The sequence below is a fragment of the Pseudoalteromonas luteoviolacea genome, assembly GCF_001696455.1.
GTDB lineage: Bacteria > Pseudomonadota > Gammaproteobacteria > Enterobacterales > Alteromonadaceae > Pseudoalteromonas > Pseudoalteromonas luteoviolacea_C.
The window spans coordinates 101,097-120,727 of sequence record NZ_MAUJ01000008.1 but is presented as its reverse complement, the minus strand read 5'-3'; the positions used below and the strand labels follow the sequence as shown (position 1 = coordinate 120,727).

Annotated in this window: 10 protein-coding genes; 6 read left to right on the top strand and 4 right to left on the bottom strand. The window is 44.9% G+C overall.

Going from position 1 to position 19,631, the window contains the following annotated elements; all coding sequences use genetic code 11:
• The first annotated feature begins 31 nt into the window (after positions 1-31).
• The 5 genes from A7985_RS19785 to alr all read left to right on the top strand — a co-directional run bounded on the left by A7985_RS19785 (position 32) and on the right by alr (position 4,666).
• Positions 32-583: an RNA polymerase sigma factor gene (locus A7985_RS19785; protein WP_065792211.1), complete on the top strand. Its 552-nt coding sequence runs from the start codon at positions 32-34 to the stop codon at positions 581-583.
• Positions 576-1,082, top strand: coding sequence for a hypothetical protein (locus A7985_RS19780; protein ID WP_065792325.1), 507 nt, complete (start codon positions 576-578; stop codon positions 1,080-1,082). The genes A7985_RS19785 and A7985_RS19780 overlap by 8 nt, the downstream gene beginning before the upstream one ends.
• Positions 1,083-1,107: 25 nt before the next feature.
• Complete coding sequence (locus A7985_RS19775; protein ID WP_141685406.1) at positions 1,108-2,049, top strand: DUF4097 family beta strand repeat-containing protein; 942 nt, start codon at positions 1,108-1,110, stop codon at positions 2,047-2,049.
• 128 nt (positions 2,050-2,177) lie between these two features.
• Positions 2,178-3,557 (top strand): replicative DNA helicase, encoded by a 1,380-nt coding sequence (dnaB, locus tag A7985_RS19770; protein WP_063373383.1) that lies wholly within the window; start codon positions 2,178-2,180, stop codon positions 3,555-3,557.
• A gap of 26 nt (positions 3,558-3,583) precedes the next feature.
• A complete protein-coding gene (alr, locus tag A7985_RS19765; RefSeq protein ID WP_065792209.1) occupies positions 3,584-4,666 on the top strand; it encodes an alanine racemase in 1,083 nt (360 codons plus the stop codon).
• 13 nt (positions 4,667-4,679) lie between these two features.
• Here the strand turns inward: alr and A7985_RS19760 are convergent, their stop codons facing one another.
• From A7985_RS19760 to A7985_RS19745, 4 genes are all read right to left on the bottom strand, one after another.
• Entirely contained in the window at positions 4,680-5,111 is a 432-nt protein-coding gene (locus tag A7985_RS19760; protein ID WP_065792208.1) for a secondary thiamine-phosphate synthase enzyme YjbQ, read from the bottom strand.
• Positions 5,108-5,575, bottom strand: coding sequence for a chemotaxis protein CheX (locus A7985_RS19755; RefSeq protein WP_063356314.1), 468 nt, complete (start codon positions 5,573-5,575; stop codon positions 5,108-5,110). Before A7985_RS19755 ends, A7985_RS19760 begins: the two co-directional genes overlap by 4 nt.
• A 70-nt stretch (positions 5,576-5,645) precedes the next feature.
• Positions 5,646-6,080 carry a zinc uptake transcriptional repressor Zur gene (gene zur, locus A7985_RS19750; protein WP_063373379.1) on the bottom strand — a complete coding sequence of 145 codons (435 nt, stop codon included), beginning with the start codon at positions 6,078-6,080 and terminating at the stop codon, positions 5,646-5,648.
• Between the two features lie 43 nt (positions 6,081-6,123).
• Positions 6,124-8,613: an EAL domain-containing protein gene (locus tag A7985_RS19745; RefSeq protein WP_065792207.1), complete on the bottom strand. Its 2,490-nt coding sequence runs from the start codon at positions 8,611-8,613 to the stop codon at positions 6,124-6,126.
• Positions 8,614-9,629: 1,016 nt separating this feature from the next.
• On the opposite strand from A7985_RS19745, the gene A7985_RS19740 reads away from it, so the two are divergent.
• Positions 9,630-19,631: a hybrid non-ribosomal peptide synthetase/type I polyketide synthase gene (locus A7985_RS19740; RefSeq protein ID WP_065792206.1), complete on the top strand. Its 10,002-nt coding sequence runs from the start codon at positions 9,630-9,632 to the stop codon at positions 19,629-19,631.

The window sequence follows — 19,631 nt, the reverse complement described above, 5'->3', positions numbered from 1 at the left end:
CATCTTTGCCTTGGTGTAAAGGAATTTAATTATGTTAGTTGATGCACAAGGCGCATTTGCAAACGACACACTTGATGAGCTGGTACTACGGACCCAGCAAGGGGATCAAGTTGCTTTTGCTGCGCTGTATGAACAGTGTCATCGGCGAGTATATGCACTGTGTTTAAGACTACTTGCCGATCAAGCACATGCAGAAGACGCTTGCCAAGAGGTATTTGTACAGCTGTGGCATAAGATGTCGCAATTTAATGGACAGTCAAAATTTACCACTTGGCTGCACAGTGTGACGTCCAATATTGCAATTAGTTATCTTCGTAAGCAAAAGAATTGGTTGAACAAGGTTGTGAGTTTTGAATGCAGCGGCATGGATGAGGCGAGTATCTCATTGTGTGGAGACTTAGATGGTTTGGACAAATTAATTTTAAAGTTACCCGAGCGGGCACGCTTGGTATTTGTTCTCCATGCAGTAGAAGGGTATCGACACGAAGAAATTGCATCCATGCTGGGCATGGCCGTGGGGTCAAGCAAATCTCAGTATCACAGAGCAAGAAAGCTGTTACAGGAGTGGTATGAAAATGACTAAACCAAACTTTGATGAGTTTTTGGCAAAAAGCTTAGAGGAAAGGGACAACCCTGAACACATGCCTAAGCCTCAAAAGCCGCTGTGGTCTGGCATAGAAAAGGCCATTAATACAGCCTCCTCTGTAGGTACATCGCCAGTTAATCAGCATAACCGTGCGAATGTATGGCGTCAGGTGAGTGCTATTGCAGCTTCGACATTGGTAGGTATGTGTGTGGTCTATTTTAGTATGAAGCCTGTAGAGCAAAGCTCAGTGATGCAGATGAGTAATTACTTTGAGCAGCAAAAACAAACTTTGTTAGTGCAATATGGCTCTCTGCCAGCTCTAACAAATGATTGGCAAGTGCAGTTACAAGAGCTGGAACAAGCCGAGCAAGCGATTAAAACCGCACTAGAGAATGACCCTGAAAATGCAGCATTGTTACAAATGCTCGCGCAGGTTTACCAACAACAATTAGATTTAATTAACCGAGTTCACCAACCCCGTTGGCAGCAGATTTAGGAGACGTAGGATGAAAGCAAGCATATTGAGCCCAGTAGTACTGAGTTTGGCACTGTTGCCAACCTTGGTACTAGCGGGAGATAAAATTGATCAAGAAATCGATATTCCAAAGGATGGTAAAGTTTTTATCGAGAACCAACGTGGTAATGTTGTGATTAAAACGTGGGATCAAGCCAAATTTAAAGTGCAAGGTGAGCTTGACGATGCAGCCAAGGGGTATGAGCTGGTAAATAAAGGGAATAAAACAGTTTTCACTGTTGAAATGCCCTCTCGAGTCAAAGGTTGGGGTCGCCAGCATGAGGGCTCTGAATTAACTATATTTATGCCTAAGCAGAGTGAACTTGTCTTTGAAGGCGTTCAGGTAGATGTAGAGGCTTCTCAGTTGCTCGCAGGAGCGTTCATTAAAACCGTTAATGGTGACATTAAGGCAAGCCAGATAGATGGCAAAGTGAGACTAGAAACGGTTAACGGTGATATTGATGGCACCGACTTAAGTGGGCGCGTGCGCTATGAAACGGTTAATGGCGACATAGAGGATATGAACTCTGCTGGTAAGCTGCGCTTCACTGCCGTGAATGGCTCTATCGAAAGTAAAACTTCAGCTCAGGAGGTCCGTCTAGAAAATGTGAATGGTGAAGTTCAATTTGATATTGCTGCACTGCAAGAGCTGCGACTCAACACGGTTAATGGAGAAATAGAAGTTCGCACCAAGAAATTGCTACCTGGGGCGAGACTGAACCTTGAGTCTGTTAGCGGTGATGTCGATTTATACTTTCCGAGTGACATTTCGGCGCGCTTTGATATTGATGCTCATGCAGGCGGAAAAATTATCAATGAATTAAGCAATGACAAAGTGAAAAAAGCTAAGTATGGACCGTCACGTGAGCTGGAGTTCAATGTTGCGGGTGGTGATGCGGATATTGAGATTGATACGGTCAGCGGTCGTATAACTTTGAAAAAGAATTAGAATTAAGCAACAGCTCGAATAATCGGGCTGTTGCTTTTCTTAGTTTAAAGCTTGTCACTCAAACAGCATTCAGTTTTTTTTGATTTAGGGTTACAATAACAAATCCACTCATTTGTTTTTGTCGTAATATGGCCAAACCTGATCAACAAGTCGATACACTAAAAGTTCCTCCACATTCAATCGAAGCAGAACAGTCTGTCTTAGGTGGTTTAATGCTCGATAACCAAGCATTTGACCGTGTTGCTGAACTGGTGGTTGCTCAAGACTTTTACACCCGTACACATAAGCTGATTTTTGAGGCCATGACTAAACTCGTTGAGCTTGGTCAACCAATCGATCTGATCACGATTTCTGAAAACCTAGAAAAAAATAACCAGCTGGACTCTATAGGTGGCTTCGCGTATTTGGCTGAGATAGCAAAAAATACGCCCAGTGCTGCAAACATTGATGCCTACGCAAGTATCGTGCGTGAAAGGGCGGTAGTAAGAGAGATGATCTCTGTTGCCAATGAAATCGCTGAAGCGGGTTTTAACCCTGAAGGACGCACCAGTCATGATTTGTTAGATTTGGCTGAGAGTAAAGTGTTTAAAATTGCAGAACAGCGCAGTAAAAGCACTGAAGGTCCGCAAAATATTCACAGCATTTTGGAAAAAACCATTGATAAAATTGAAGAGCTTTATCAGTCTCCGCAAGATGGTGTGACTGGGGTGAGTTCGGGTTATTCAGACTTAGATAAAATGACGGCGGGCTTGCAGCCTTCGGATCTCATAATCGTTGCCGCGCGTCCTTCAATGGGTAAAACAACGTTTGCTATGAACTTGGCAGAGCATGCGGCGATGACACAAGACAAGCCTGTACTCATTTACTCACTAGAGATGCCCTCGGAACAGATTATGATGAGGATGTTGGCGTCTTTGGGTCGTATCAACCAAACCAAAGTGAGAACAGGTCAATTGGATGATGATGATTGGGCAAGGCTTTCATCGACTATGGGTTTATTGATGGAGAAAGGGCAGATGTATATTGATGATGCATCAGGCCTAACGCCCACAGATGTGCGCTCGAGAGCGCGCCGTATTGCGCGAGACCACGGTGGTATTAGTATGATCATGGTCGACTACCTACAGCTCATGCGAGTGCCAAGTCTATCGGACAACCGTACTTTAGAAATTGCGGAAATATCTCGTTCATTGAAAGCCCTTGCAAAAGAACTTGAGTGTCCCGTTATCGCATTGTCCCAGCTAAACCGTACGCTAGAGCAACGTGCCGATAAACGACCGGTAAACTCTGACTTGAGGGAATCAGGCTCAATCGAGCAGGATGCCGATTTGATCATGTTCATTTATCGAGACGAAGTATACAACGACGATACCCCCGACAAGGGCACCGCAGAAATAATTATAGGTAAACAGCGTAACGGTCCAATTGGTAAGGTGAGGTTAACCTTCCAAGGTCAATACTCTCGTTTTGACAACTACGCTGGGCCTGCACTGGATGACGAGTATTAAGCCCAAATAAATAAGGGTACCTAAAAATGCGTTTAGCAACAGCCGAAATTGATATTAATGCGCTGAGGCACAACTTGGCCATCGTGAAAGAAATGGCACCAAGTGCAAAAGTAATGGCTGTGCTTAAAGCCAATGCTTATGGCCATGGCTTAGTCAAAATTGCGCAGTGTTTAGAGGGCGCTGACGCATTTGCGGTAGCGCGTATTGATGAGGCGTTAGCGTTACGTGCTGGCGGGTTAACTAAGCCTATTATTTTGCTTGAAGGTTTCTTCGCACCCAGTGATTTACCCATTTTATTAGCCAACAACTTTGAAACGGTCGTGCACGATGAAAACCAACTGGCAGCGATTGAAGCGTGTCAGCTGGATGCGCCAATATCAGTGTGGTTGAAAATTGATACGGGAATGCATCGACTGGGTATTGAGCCACACCAATTTGAACAATTTTACGCACGGCTAAAACAATCGCCGAATGTAAAAGCTGATACAAAGTTAATGACGCATTTTCCCTGTGCTGATGACCTTAATAATGACTTCACTACGCAGCAAATAGCTGCGTTTACGGCACTGGTTAAAGAGCGAGATGAGGCCCTATGCCTCGCCAACTCTGCCGGTATTATTGGCTGGCCAGATGCCCATTTTGATTGGGTTCGATCTGGGCTGATGCTATATGGTGTGTCACCTATGCTCAATTGCACAGGGGTTGATCATGCACTCAAACCTGTGATGCGTTTAAAAACACGTGTCATAGCGATTAAACATGTCGTGTGCGGTGACCGCATTGGCTATGGTGGCAGATGGACCTGTGAGAAAGACACAACACTTGCTGTGGTCGCTATGGGTTACGGTGATGGCTATCCGCGTCATGCGAAAGAGGGAACCCCAGTGGTCATCAAAGGCCAGCGATATGGTATTGTGGGCAGTATTTCAATGGATATGATCAGCGTTGATATTGGCTGTGATAGTGACCAAATTAGGGTGGGCGATGAGGTTGAAATGTGGGGGCCCAACTTGCCAGTCGAAGAAATTGCAGACTGTGCAGATACGATCCCTTACGAGCTTTTGTGTAATATCACGCCGCGTGTAAGTTATGACTATCTGTCTGATTAGCACTAGGGGCAAGTTACTCTAGTAGTTGCCCTTGCATTGTTGCCACAACTCTACGAGGTCCGCCATGATCTCGATGTTCACCCAGGTAGATACCTTGCCATGTGCCCAGCTTAAGCGTGCCTTGGTAGATTGGAATGGTTACCTCACAGCCGAGTGTACTGGATTTGATATGTGCTGGCATATCATCGTCACCTTCATAATCATGTTGGTAATAATGCTGGTTTTGAGGGACAAAGTGATTGAAATGACTTTCCATATCCATTCTCACCGTAGGATCCGCATTCTCATTGATTGTGAGACTCGCAGAGGTATGTTGAATGAATAAGTGCAATAGCCCTACTTTGTAATAGCTTAGCTGCGGGAGGTACGTAAGTAACTCATCATCAATTAAATGAAAGCCTCGAGGACGAGGCTTTAATGTAATAACAGTTTGATGCCAACTCATAGCTTATCGAAGCTGACCTCTATATTTGCGTTACCGTCATCTGATGTGAATGGCATAATAATTTTAGCGCCTTCACATTTATGTGTAATTGTGTGCCCTGGTCCTGAAACAACTAATGGGGTTGCCATGTCAAAGTCATAACCTTTTTCACCTAATAGGTTTTTAGCACCACCGGTGACCATATTGGTGATTTCGCCGACCATGTCAGTGACTTCTTCATTGATACCATCAGGTCTTTCACCGAGCATTCTTTCCATAATAGCCAAAGCTAAGCTTTCATCAAATGTAATGGAAAAAGATCCTTTGGTTTGTGGGCCAACCATTCCGATTAATCCCGACACGTCTCCTCTGGCGACTTCATCTTTTTTTATCTTTGGCTTACCAGGCGTTAGCTCAGTTTGTGCCATCGTAGCTAATACATTTATTAGTGAAGATAAAAAAGGGTTGATGAACTCAACATTCATATTATTGTTCCCTTGTTTTATTCATTGTTGCAGTCATTGTCTAAGTGTAGTGGCTTTTTTATCAGCTGCACTACTGTTGGCACTTTTCACAAAGCCCGTGAGCTTCGATGGTTTGTGCTTTAACTTTAAAGCCTTTTTCTGCTGATAAGTTATTCAATTCGTGAGAGATTGCACCAGAATGCAGTTCTTGCACGTGCCCACAACTATCACAGATCAGTAACTGAACCGGATGGATATGGTCAAAATGGTGACACAGCATAAACGAGTTAGTGCTTTCAATTTTGTGGATGAAGCCAAGCTCAGCCAAAAAATCTAGCGCACGATATACAGTAGCAGGCTTCGCACTTGTCTCTGTTAATTTTAATTCTTCTAACAGATCATAAGCGCCTACGCCACCTTGTTTCGTCGCGAGCAATCGAAATACTTTTTCTCTAATCGGCGTAAACCGGGCCCCGCGGTTATCGCAGACCTGTTTCGCTTTACTAACAAGTAGTTCTATATTCATGTTCTAAATCCTTACACTACTTCCCAATACTAACATATTCATTTTAATAGTCTTGTATCGACAAGGATTTATTCTCAATATTCAATGGTTGGTGAGCATATTGCGCCAACCACGCTTCAAAATCAATTTTTGACATCGGTTTACCCAAAAAGTATCCCTGACCCAAATCACAGTTCATGGCTGCTAAAGTGTCTAATTGTAGCTGGGTTTCAATGCCTTCGGCGATCACTTTTATACCTAAATTATGCGACATAACAATGATGGCATTGACGAGCTGCTTCACCTGCTCACTGGTATTCATATCGAAAATAAAGCTCTGATCAATTTTTAATACATCAAATGGATATTGCCGTAAGTAATTGAGGGACGAATAGCCAGTACCAAAGTCATCCATCGAAATGAGAATGCCCAGCTGGTGTAATTCAAATAAGGCGTCTCTGACCAATTCATCTCCACTTAGTAGTACACCTTCGGTGATCTCGAGTTCCAGTAAGTTTGTATCTATTTTGAATTGATTGATTAAATGACTGACGGAATTGACGAGGTTGGGATCTTTGAACTGACGGGGTGACAAATTGACAGCAATACGAAATGGATTATTTAATGTGCTCTGTAAGCGGTTGATTTGCTCAATGGCAGTCTCTAGTACAAATTGTCCAAGTTCAATGATGTACCCCGTTTGCTCAGCCAAAGGAATAAACTCACCTGGAGAAATCCAGCCAAGCTCAGGATCGTGCCAGCGTAATAGGGCTTCTGCACCCACAACATACTGGCTGCACAAATCATATTGCGGCTGAAAATATACTTCAAATTCGTTGTTAGCGAGTGCAAGGCGCATTTTTTCTTCCAACATAAGGCGACGGTTTAAGTCTTGACTCATGCTTTCTGTGAAGAATGAAAAAGTGTTACGGCCAAGATGTTTAGCGCTGTACATTGCAGAGTCCGCTTTTCGTAGCAACTCGTTAGGTGTTGTTGCATCATGTGGGAATACAGCGAGGCCTAAGCTCAGTGAAATGGTAAAAGAGCGATCATCGATTTCAAAAGGGGAGCGAAACAAGTGTACCAACTTAGTAGCAATTGCAGAAATATGATGTTGATCAGCGATATCTCCCAGTAAGACAATAAACTCGTCACCGCCCAGCCGCGCCACGGTATCCTGTTTACGTAAGGCGTTTTTCAATATTTTTGCCGAATGCACTAATAGCTTGTCGCCAACCTCATGGCCCATAGAATCATTCACTTTTTTAAAGTCGTCTAAATCGATAAAGCCAACGGCGATCAACTGCTGATTTCGCTTGGCCTCATGGATCATTTGTTGCAGTCTATCGAGCGCGAGAAATCGGTTGGGCAGCTTGGTCAAAGTGTCATAAAAAGCATGGTGTAATATTACTTCCTCTTGACGCTTTTTATCCGTAATGTCTCGTACTGCCACAACTAACTTATTCGAGTCAGGAATAGAGCTTAATCGGGCTTCAAAGTGCTTACCCGCTGTTTCACCGTCAATGCGATATTCAATCTGAGTAAGTTGGCCACTTTGCTCCGTCGCTGAGATGGCTTTGGTAAAGTGTTTGGCTGCATGTGTAGGTAAAACGTCCACCAGTTTTTGGCCTAAAAATGGCGTTTCAGGAATGTGCATAGTGCCATTACTCCCGTAATGACACTCTAAAATCTTACCCGCCTTATCGACAATGAAAAAGATATCAGGAAGTGCTGAAAAAATCCCTTCCAGCACGCTTTGCTTCTCTATTGCACTTTGCTGTGCTTGGTTTTTCTGTTCAAAACCTTGCTGCAATGTTTTGGACGCGCTATGAAGGTTGTTTGCTAGCCGTTTAAGCTCGCCGCTGCCTGCTATATTGGTGTTGTGATTAAATTTAAAGTCACCCAGCTTATCACTGAGCTCCACCAAGACAGCAATGGGTTTATGAATGAAAAAGTAACTGATGGCAATGGCGAGCAACGAGATGGCTAATACAGAGGCGACAATGATCCAAACGTTACGGTTGTAGTGTGTGTAAAGGCTGCTGATTTTCTCAGCGAGTGAATATTTTGTCACGATTAAAAAAGGTACCGTGTTGGGGTTATGGTTTTGAGAGTCTGAGTAAGTGATTTTTCCGTAACTAGTATAGGTCTCTTGTTGTGGATCAAAACGTTGAATAAGTGGGGTTTCATTTGAGAGTCCCACAACGATATTCGATAACTGAGGGGCCAGTGCCATTGCATTTTCCCCAATTTGGTTAGCGGCAGAGCTGTACAGCACTTTAAGCTGTTTGTCCGTGATGAGGATGTATGAGAAGTGCTTATCAAACAAAGTGGCGGTAATGGTTTCATTGATGAGCACGTCCGAGTGTGCGGTTTCTAGGCTGGCAATGGCGTGCATCAAAGTGTTGGACAAGTAAGCTTGCGTATCTTCAAGCAAAAAGTCTTTTTTAACTTGAAAACTAAATATGATTAAGGACAGCGCGAATATTGCTGCGCAGGTAGTCGAGATTAGAGTCAGCCATATTTTTAGGTTTATTGAACGCGCTTTATCCATTATTAGTCCTTCAGCACCCAGTTCGTGAATGACGGAATTCGAGATTATCCTCCGCCAACAATCCTTTAGTTCGCTACTGCAAATAGTGCATATTTATTCCTGTTGGAAAAACAACACCAGGCAAATGTACATCGGAGTGGTTTATGCTGACTTTTGCTGGTCACCTTCGAGCTAAGTATAGTTTAATTCGAAAGGTTTGAATGACAGATTTTCTCTTGATAGAAGATATGTTTAAGAGTGATAGCGTCATTACGCGATTAAGGCAACCGAGCAATGAAGGAGACGTTAATACCACCACCACGCACCTTATAGAAGTTCACTAAATGTATAAGAATCAAATGCTTTCTATGTTATTTAAAGCTTTCAAAAAGCCTTCACACTACATCTGTATAGTGATTATTCGAGGCTGTGCAATGGTTGAGGAACTGTTTTCGTGTTCCTGTTTATATAAATATATGTAATGTTGAGTAATTTACCCTTAATAGTGAATTAGGTAGTGTTCAACTAGAAAACACGATAATTCTTACGTGTTGTTCGGTACAAAAAATTAAGTCAATGTTAATTTTAAGTAATTTTGATTTATTTTTTTGTTTTGTGTGTTAGCATCATAAGCACAGTATTTTTTAAAAAAAGAATATTCAGTATTCTAGGTATTGTATTTTGTAGTCCAGCTGTCGTACCTGCGTGAGTAGCATTTTCTTTTAAAAGGCTTTCATTAAGTTGTTGTTTAACAATTCTTTTTGGTGGCTTTGGCGCAGTTGACTAACGGCCTTTTAAGCAAAGTGTTAGTTAGTCAGCCATGTTAATTACGGCGATAACCGATGAAATGGTGGCCTAATGAGGCCGTGCACTTGTTGGTGTGTTCGTTGTGAATTTTGAATTGATTATATTTATTCAATTTTATGGTTATAGCTAGGATTGCGATAGAGTACCAAATTGCGTAAATTTCCAACTGAGTACGTCGACCTAGCTCATAACTGAGAGATCACTTAATCACTCTTTTTTGCGGGCATGGCATGAAAATAGACTTGGTGACTGCTTTAGTTACATTGGCAAATACACGTGGTGACGATACCGCTTTTCATTACTTCTTCTCTGACGACCACCCTAGTAAAACCCTTTCTTATCAACAGTTAGATTATCGAGCTCGACAAATCGGTGCACAGCTAAGTCTCCATTTTGACAAAGGTGACAGAGCGCTGTTGCTGTACAACTCTGGTTTTGAGTTTATTGAAGCATTTTTTGCTTGTTTGTACGCTGGTGTGGTCGCTGTTCCTGTTTATCCTCCTAAGAAAAATCAAAATATCGCCCGACTGAGGAGCATCATTTTCGATGCGGGTGCTAAAGGCGTGTTAACCAGTGAAAAAGTAAACGCCATAGCCAGACCATTATTTGAAGCCGAAACGAGTCTTAATAGTCTGGCTTTGTTCGCAACAGATTCGATTAAAGAAGCGGTCCCTGAAAGTTGGCAAGTCGCTAATCCTGAAGCAAATGAGCTCGCTTTCTTACAATATACTTCAGGCTCCACTGGCGATCCAAAGGGCGTCATGGTGAGCCACGGTAATATTACTGATAATGAAGAGATGATGAAGGTGGCGTTTGGGCATGATGAATCAACGCCCATTGTTAGTTGGTTACCTCACTTCCATGATATGGGGCTTATCTTCGGTATTTTGCAGCCTATTTACATTGGTGCGCCGGCTTGTCTAATGAACCCGACTTACTTTTTGCAAAAGCCGTTACGCTGGCTCAAATTGCTGAGTGAGTTTAAAGGGGTGACTTCTAGTGCCCCCAACTTCGCCTATGATTTATGCGTCGACTCTGTCACTGATGAACAAATAGCGGAGTTAGATTTATCTCACTGGCAATCAGCATTAAATGGTGCTGAGCCTGTCAGAGCGAGTACGCTCGAGCGATTTTATCAAAAGTTTCAACGCTGTGGATTTCGACGTGAAAATCTTGCGCCGTGTTACGGCATGGCTGAAACCACTTTGTTTGCCACAGGTGGTAATGTGCTCGAGGCACCAACCATACTTTGCCTCGACAGCAAAGTGATGTTGCAAAACCGCGCCGAAGTTAAGGCCTTTCCTGCTCGCACCGAGCTTATTAATGATGAAGCGCACTACTATGCGGTTTCGAGCGGCCATAGTTGGCATAACCACGCTATAGCGATAGTTAACCCAGAGACCAAGCTGCGTTGTTTGGATGGTGAAATTGGAGAAATTTGGGTTAAAGGTGCAAGCGTTGCGCAAGGATATTGGAATAAGCCAGAGCTGAGTAAAGACATTTTTGGTGCATACATTCGCGACGAGCAGGATGGGCCTTATTTACGTACGGGCGATCTCGGCTTTATGCATCAGCATGAGCTTTTTGTAACTGGGCGTTCCAAGGATGTACTGATATTCCGAGGTAAAAATTACTACCCGCAAGATATTGAGTTGTCCGTCAGTGAAGCAGATGACGCGCTTGATGCAAACGGAGGCGCGGCATTTTCAATTACCGTGGGCGATGAAGAGCGTTTGGTTATCGTGCAACAGGTAAAGCGTACTGCGGTGCGAAAACTCAATGCTGATTCGCTTTTCGCCAATATCACGGCTGCGATCGTCGCACAGCACGGGGTTACACCGTACGATATTTTGTTAATAAAGCCTGGGCGCGTATGTAAAACCTCGAGCGGTAAAATTCAACGCCAAGAAAATAGGCGGCGATATTTAGAAGCGCAATTTGAGCCACTGGCTCAGTATTTGTCTACCACGGTAATGGATACTGATCACTCAGAGCAGGCAAAACCACACAGTGAGTACCAGTCTCTCACACTAGACGCAAGCCTGTTGCTACAACAAATTATCGCGTTAGAAGTGGGTGTTGAAGCGGATACACTTGAATTAGATGCGTCTTTCTTATCATTGGGAGTCGACTCTATGAAAGCGGTGCGCATTTCTGGCGAGTTGATGGAGTTACATGGTATTGAGCTTGAGTCCACCGTATTGTATGAATATCCAAGTATCACTCAACTGGCTGAATATCTTTGTCAATTTGAAGAAGTACGACAAGCTTTAAATAAATTAGAGCGACCTCAAAACCGTAATCAAATAAAGCGCAAAGAGGGCGACGCCAACCAAGCTAAAACCGACTCTGTAAACCACCCCACAGTGACAACACGTGCCGAAGACATTGCCGTGATAGGTATGGCTTGCCGCTATCCTGAGGCCGAAAATACAGAAGCGCTTTGGGAGCTGCTGCGCTCGGGGAGTGATGCTATATCTTTGCCAAGCGACGCTCGTAAGGCACTCGGGGAAGGTATCAATGGCGATAGATTTGGCGGATATCTGGCGGACATAGATCAATTTGATCACGCGCTTTTTGGCGTAGCGCCAAGCGAGGCAAGCCACATAGACCCTCAGCAAAGGTTACTGTTAGAAAATAGCTACCATGCGATTCAATCGGCAGGCTATACACCTGCCAATTTGGCAGGTCAGCGTGTAGGCGTCTATGTTGGCATTTCTCAGAGCGATTATTTTGATATTTGCCAACAAACTGAAAAAAGTCATGCGTATTTAGGGACTGGTACTGCGCTTAGTATCGCTGCAAATCGACTGTCTTATTTTTATAATTTTACCGGCCCAAGTTTAGCCATTGATACGGCTTGCTCTTCGTCACTGGTTGCATTGCATCATGCGATGCAAGCAATACGGGCAGGGCAAATACCTATGGCTTTGGTGAGCGGTGTCAATCTTATTTTAAGTGACGATGTAAGCGCTGCCTGTAGCAATGCGCAAATGCTCGCGCGCGATGGCCGTTGCAAAACTTTTTCTGCTAATGCGAATGGCTATGTAAGAAGCGAAGGCGTGGGGTGTGTTTTATTAAAACCATTGTCGCAAGCAATCCAAGATGACGATGTGGTTTATGGGGTGTTGAAAGGCAGTGCGGTAAATCAAGATGGCCGTAGCAATGGAATAACGGCACCAAATGGCCGAGCGCAACAAGATGTCATTCGCGCAGCATTGGACAATGCACAAGTGTCGCCGCAGCAAGTGCAATATGTGGAAGCACATGGCACGGGCACTGAGCTTGGAGACCCGATAGAAGTATCGGCTTTACAGCAGGTATACGGGTGTCGAGGTGAGGGAGAAGCGCTGAAAGTTGGCTCGATAAAAGCGAATATTGGCCACCTCGAATCTGCCGCAGGGCTGGCTGGGCTCATTAAAACGTTACTATGTTTTGCCCATCAGCAAATACCACCTCAGCGCTATGTTGAGCGACTTAACCCACACATCCCATGGGATAAGTTTGCAATTAAAGCACCTGAAACACTTGAAACTTGGCCTGCATCAGCCGGACACATGGCATTGGCGGGCCTCAGTTCATTTGGTTTTGGTGGAACGAATGCCCATGTAATCTGTGCGTCGGCACCCTACAAAGCCAAACAGGCGTCAGAGCTCAACCAAACCCCGCCTTTTTATGTCTTGCCACTGAGTGCTAAATCCCCTTACTCGCTAGCAAAATTGGCAAGGCGTTATGGGGAGCGGTTATCGGCCGCCAATGCGCAAGAGTTTAATACCTTGGTTTACCAATGTGTTGAAAGCCCTGCGATAAAAGGCGTAAAGCAAACATTTTATGGCGCATGTAAAGAGGATTTGATTCAGCACTTATATTCGCTCCATGATCCAGCGAAGCTAGCGCCGCAAGGAACAACACACCAAGGAAAAGCTGCGGATAAAGTGGTCTTCTTGTTCACCGGTCAAGGTGCGCAGTATCCAGAAATGGGGCGGGCACTTTACGAAACCCAGCCTGTATTTAAAGCTGCAATCGACGAATGTGATGCGCTGCTTGGCACACGTTTCGACGCGCGTTTATTACACGTATTGTATCAAGATCCCGAAGGCACTTTGGTGAACCAGGCACGTTGGGCACAGCTTTGCGTGTTTGCCATAGAATACGCACTGGCTAAACTATGGATAGATTTTGGCCTTGAGCCAGATGTATTAGTCAGCCATAGTGTGGGAGAGTACGCTGCCGCCTGTATTGCGGGTGTTATGTCATTGTCTGCTGGTATTGAGTTGTTGGCGGCTCGGGCTGAATTGATGCAGCAACTACCTGCAAATGGAAAAATGGTTGCAGCGCGATGTACGAATAAACAAGCGCAAGCGCTTGTTAACCCATATCGTGATGAAGCTGCCATCTCTGCATACCATGGTGAAGCGGGAGTTGTTTTCTCTGGCAGCGATGATGCGATAGCTAAGATAAGTCAAAGTCTTGAACAAAGAGATATTCCTTTTAAAGCTTTAAATACTGCTCGGGCCTTCCACTCACCACTCATGGAACCCGTGCTGCCGGCCTTTGCACAAGTTGCACAGAACACAGCATTTAGTGCGCCAAAATACACCTTTATTTCTTCCCAAACGGGGGAGGCAGAAAGCGCAGCATTAACTAAGCCTAGCTATTGGATTGAGCAAATAGTGCAACCTGTGAAATTTGACGGGTGTATTGAAGCATTGGGGAAATTGGCACACTTTATTGCATTGGAAGTAGGGCCCAAACCTGTGCTCAGTGCGCTTATTCAGGAGAACTTGCCGCGTACCGATGCTGAATACTTGAGTGTATTTAATGCCATCGGTAATGATTGTGAAAGGTTGGCAGCTGATGTCGCCTGTATCTGTGATCTAGGATGTGAACTGCGATGGTCAAAAATTTATCCTGCACTACAAAACGTGCAGCTGCCTAAAGTACCTCTACCGCCTTATCCATTTGAGCCAACTCGCCATTGGATCACTTCCCCTGATATGGCGCAACCTGTGTCTGCACCTGTGGTCCTTGCACCTGAGCAAGCAGATAATGGGCAAAGAAGTGCTGCAATTCGAGAATTTATACTAAATACGTTGGCCACCGAGCTCGCGATGCCTGCTTCGCAGATCGACACAAGCTTACCTTTGCTCGAAATGGGTGTCGACTCGCTTATGATAATGCGCGCAGTGCGTACTTATGAAAAGCAGTTTAGTCTTGAGTTTAGTGTTCGCCAGTTTTATGAGGAGCTGAGCTGTGTTGACTTGCTCGTTGAGCATGTGATTTCACACAGTGACTGCCTGCAGAATAGGCCGACTGAACCCCCTCAAGAAGACGTAAAGGCAACCAATGAGATTGCCATCACCGAGCAGCATACGCCAGTGACGGATAAGCACACCCTGATTGCTTCGATTTGCCAAGCTCAGCTACAAGCTGCTGCGTCGATTACCAGTGAAATTGCCAAGCAAGGCGTAGAGGCGGTTACCGCACAGCAGTTGCGATGGTTAAACAATGAAGTACAGAGTGAAGTAAAGAGTCTAGTACAAGGGTCAAATCTGTCAGGTGAAAGCAGTGCTGATGCGGGGATCTCTAGACCGTCTACTCAAACGATTCTACCTGGATTCGGAAAAAAGCAATTCAAATCGGTGGCAAGCTCCCCGCAAGTTCAAGCGCATGCATCCAACCTTGGGCAAGCATACTGTCAAAAAACAGCGAGCTCCAAGCAGCTGGTGGCGGCACATCGCAAGCACCTAGCCGATTGCCGTGCTTCAGCGGGGTTTCGTTTATCGAGTAAAGAGATGCTCTATCCCATCTTTGCTAAACGTTGCGAAGGTGCGCGGATCTGGGACATTGATGGTAATGAATACATAGATATCACCATGGATTTTGGCGTTAACTTGTTTGGACACAAGCCCGCTTTCATCAATGCAGCTGTGGCTGAGCAATTGGATAGTGGTATGCAATTGGGGCTGGCGAGCCCAATTGCGTGTGAAGTGGCAGAGCTTGTGTCTGAGCTGACGGGCTTGGCGCGTGTAACTTTTTGCAACTCTGGTACAGAAGCCGTGATGACGGCTGTGCGTCTGGCAAGAAATAAGACGAAGCGTGATCGCATAGTGCAATTTTCTGGCGCTTATCATGGCCACTATGACGGTACATTGGCTACCCCAACCCCAGATGGTGCTGGGGTAGAGGCAATGTGCTCAGGTATCCAATCAGGGGCAATCAACCGAAACTTGGTACTGGAATATGGAGAGCAATCTGCGCTAGATCAGATCCGTGAGCATGCAAGTACCATTGCGGCAGTACTGGTAGAACCGGTTCAAAGCCGTCACCCAGCGTTGCAACCGTTTGAGTTTTTGAAACAGCTGCGGGCATTGACGAAAGAATTGGGGATTGCCCTAATCTTTGATGAGATGATCACAGGGTTTCGCGCCCATCCAGGCGGCGTTCAAGCGCTGTTGGGGATCCAAGCAGATATGGCGACCTATGGGAAAATCGTGGGTGGAGGTCTACCCATTGGGGTGGTTGCGGGCAGTGCTGAGTATTTAGATGGCATTGATGGCGGAGATTGGCAGTATGGCGATAACTCTTACCCTCAAGCCGACACAACATTTTTTGCAGGTACGTTCTGTAAGCACCCGCTGAGTATGGCCAGTGCAGCTGCCGTGCTGAGAGAAATTAAGCGTCACGGGCCGCAATTACAGGAACAGCTTTCACAAAAAACCAGTTATCTACAAAACACGTTAAATGACTTTTTTGTGCAAAATGACATCCCCATGTGGATTGAAGCATTTTCGTCATTATTTCGTTTTACTTTTGCGCAAAATCTGGATGTATTCTTTTATGAATTACTTAATCGTGGGGTGTTCATCTGGGAAGGGCGCAACTGCTTTATTAGCGCAGCCCACAGTCAGCAAGACATCGAGACGATTATCGAGGCGGTACAAGCCAGTGCATTAGCGCTTAAAGAAGCTGGCTACTTTGTTCAGCAGTCTCCCAAGCAACAAGATATTACATCTGAGAATACTTCATTCGCGCTAACACATGCACAGCAGCAGTTGTTAGCGTTTGCTTTGCGTTCGACGCAAGGCGCGCTCGCGTATCATTTACAAGCCAATATACAGCTGAGTGGTCAGGTGCAACTGGATAAACTTCGCCAAGCGATAGATAAGGTGGTCAGTGAGTTTCCGATATTAAGCATGGGGGTTGACATTGATGAACTGAAACACACGCAGTCCAAAGCCCCGAAGCTCAATATCATTAGACTGGATAACGCAACCACGTGTGATGATTCTGTGTCAGAGGCATTAGCAAAGTGGCGTTATCAGGCATTTGATATTGGCCAAGAAGCCTTAAGTCGTTTTGTGCTTTTATGTACAAATGAAGCTTACTATCTAAGTATCGTGGCTCACCATGTTGTGTGTGATGGCATATCACTGCAACTCATCATTGAGCGAATTGCTGCGCATTACAATGAAACAGCCAATAACTTTGAGCACTCAGTGCGTTATTCGGATTATGTTGCTGGGCTTGAACGATATTGTCAATCAGAACAGTTTCTTACCGACGAGCGTTACTGGCTCGAAAATTTAGCACAATGTGAAGCCCTTTCATTACCAACACAGCAGTCGTTTTCTCAGCAGCAAAGCTATGAAGTACAGCAACTCAAGCTACCAATTCCTGTTACGGCGATTGCTAATGTAACGGCATTAGCAAAAACACAAGGTTGTGGGCTATTTGCAACATTATTAGCAGGGTATGTGATTTGGTTGCACAAGCTGAGTCAACAATCTGTAGTCGCGGTGAATGTGCCAGTATCGGCACGTCAGCTGTTAGCCAAGCAATTTGACGCAGAGTTACTCGATCAGCAGTTGATTGGCTATTGTACGAATATGATCCCGTTAGTGATTACTATGACGGCGCAAAGCACATTTAGTGACGTCGTGAAGCAAGTTCAGTCGCAAATGTTAACTGGGTTAGATCACGCAAATTACCCATACTCGGGGCTTACTGAGCGAAATGTCATCTTACCCAGCACCGTGTTTAACTTAGATCGCATGAGTCAACTGCCTCAGTTTGCAGACATCACTGTGAGCGGAGTTGCTAGCGAGACTCGCTTCGGTCACTTCGATTTAAATTGTAATATTTTGAATGTAGGTGATAACTGGTTATTTGAACTGGATTTTAATCGCGATAAATACGATGCGGCTATGATGCAATCATATGGCCAAGCTTGGGTAGACTTGTTGACCACAGTCACAGCGCAACTGCCTTTATCAAATAATGCGTTTGCGCTGTTAAGCCAAGCAGAACAGAAAATAGTTGTGTCGGAGCAAATCACCAAAGTGCAGCGAGGGCAACAAGCGACCTTACTATTGGATGGGTTTGCAGAGCAAGTTGAGGAGACACCCGATCGCATTGCTGTGCGAGATGCGAAAAAGCAACTGACATACTCAGCTCTGCATTCACGCTCAAATCAATTAGCCCACTACTTGATTCAACAAGGTATTGATAGGCAGTCTCTAGTTGCCGTCGCGATGACACGCAGCTGCGAATTGTTAGTGACTTTATTGGCAGTATTAAAAACAGGTGCGGCCTACTTACCGTTGGATTTATCTTTCCCCAAAGCGCGAGTAAGGGAGATTCTAACGGACTCGCAAACCAACCTAGTGCTGTTTGATGAGCAGTGTAGTGACATTCAAGACATGCTTGAAAGCTGTTGTAACAGTGTCAACATAGAGCGGGAATCAGAGTCTATTTTGGCATGTAATACGGTTGAACCAAGTCGCAGTATTGACCCTCTGCAACGGGCGTATGTTATTTATACCTCTGGTTCAAGTGGCCGACCAAAAGGCGTTGAAATATGTCATGACTCGCTGGCAAATTTTTTATGTTCAATGGGTAAAGTGCCAGGTATACACGCCTCGGATCGCTTGCTTGCTGTTACAACCATTGCCTTTGACATTGCGGCATTGGAATTATATTTGCCTCTTTTACACGGCGCATTTATGTATCTAGCCGATGATGTTGCGTGCAGTGACCCTTTGGCAATTGCAGAGTTATTAGACCGTGAACAGATCAGCATGATGCAGGCGACGCCGACGCTATGGAAAATGCTGATTAAGTCATCGCCAAATTGTATATCCGACTTAAAACTATTATGTGGTGGTGAACCTTTGGACAGCAGTCTCACTGAGGCGGTTCTTAGTCGTGGAGGGCAATTATTTAATATGTATGGCCCAACCGAAACCACTATCTGGTCAAGTGTCGAACGGATAACGGATACGAATAATATCGGTATTGGCAATGGGATAGATAACACCGCGTTGTTTGTCATGCCAGAGCTGACTCAGCGAGACAGCTTACCACTGCCAATAGGCGTGTGGGGAGAGTTGTGGATTGGTGGTGCTGGTTTGGCCAAAGGGTATCTAAATCGCCCAGAACTGACAGAGCACAGCTTCATAGAGCATAACTTAGCCGGTACGCCAATCAGGCTTTATAAAAGTGGTGATAGGGCGCGTCGCTTACCCAATGGCAGTTTTGAGCTGCAAGGGCGCTTAGACAACCAAATAAAGTTACATGGCCATCGCATAGAGTTGGCTGAAGTTGAGCATCAAATACAAAAGCTTTTGGGTAATGATGATGTACGTGTTCTGGTAAAGCGCGATAGTGCGGGTACGGATTGCCTATGTGCTTATTGTATTGATCACGGTGAGCTAAAAGTGCAGTGGAGCTATAGTGCGATTCGTCAGCATTTGTTGATGAAGCTGCCAAGCTACATGGTGCCAGAGTATGTAAGCTGGCTTTCAGCATGGCCTTTGACTCCCAACGGCAAACTCGACTTAAAAGCATTGGTGTTACCGCAGCTTGAGGCGACTTCAAGTGAGATATTTCGTGCGCCTAGCACGCCTATCGAAAATCAACTACAGACCTTTTTTATCGACTTGCTGCCAGTATCGTCACTCAGTACTGACGTAAGCTTTTTTAACAGTGGTGGCAACTCGGTGTTAGCGATGCAATTAGTGTCCAGAGTGAACCGGCACTTTTCTGTGAGGTGCACGGTGGCAGATGTATTTGAACACCCGAGCATCCAAGCATTTGCCAAACGAATTAGTGTGTGTGATGACGCAGAGGCGTCAGGCAATGGGCAAGTGGAAATTGTGAGTGACATAGTCAGTGGTCGTGATATTAGCGCCGCTTTAGATGATCAATCCATGACAGAGATGGACTTGTAA

Bases quoted from the DNA above. Each gene is read 5' to 3' on its own strand.
- A7985_RS19785 (WP_065792211.1), top strand. From the start codon at position 32: ATGTTAGTTGATGCACAAGGCGCATTTGCAAACGACACACTTGATGAG.
- A7985_RS19780 (WP_065792325.1), top strand. From the start codon at position 576: ATGACTAAACCAAACTTTGATGAGTTTTTGGCAAAAAGCTTAGAGGAA.
- dnaB (WP_063373383.1), top strand. From the start codon at position 2,178: ATGGCCAAACCTGATCAACAAGTCGATACACTAAAAGTTCCTCCACAT.
- alr (WP_065792209.1), top strand. From the start codon at position 3,584: ATGCGTTTAGCAACAGCCGAAATTGATATTAATGCGCTGAGGCACAAC.
- A7985_RS19760 (WP_065792208.1), bottom strand. From the start codon at position 5,111: ATGAGTTGGCATCAAACTGTTATTACATTAAAGCCTCGTCCTCGAGGC.
- A7985_RS19755 (WP_063356314.1), bottom strand. From the start codon at position 5,575: ATGAATGTTGAGTTCATCAACCCTTTTTTATCTTCACTAATAAATGTA.
- zur (WP_063373379.1), bottom strand. From the start codon at position 6,080: ATGAATATAGAACTACTTGTTAGTAAAGCGAAACAGGTCTGCGATAAC.
- A7985_RS19745 (WP_065792207.1), bottom strand. From the start codon at position 8,613: ATGGATAAAGCGCGTTCAATAAACCTAAAAATATGGCTGACTCTAATC.
- A7985_RS19740 (WP_065792206.1), top strand. From the start codon at position 9,630: ATGAAAATAGACTTGGTGACTGCTTTAGTTACATTGGCAAATACACGT.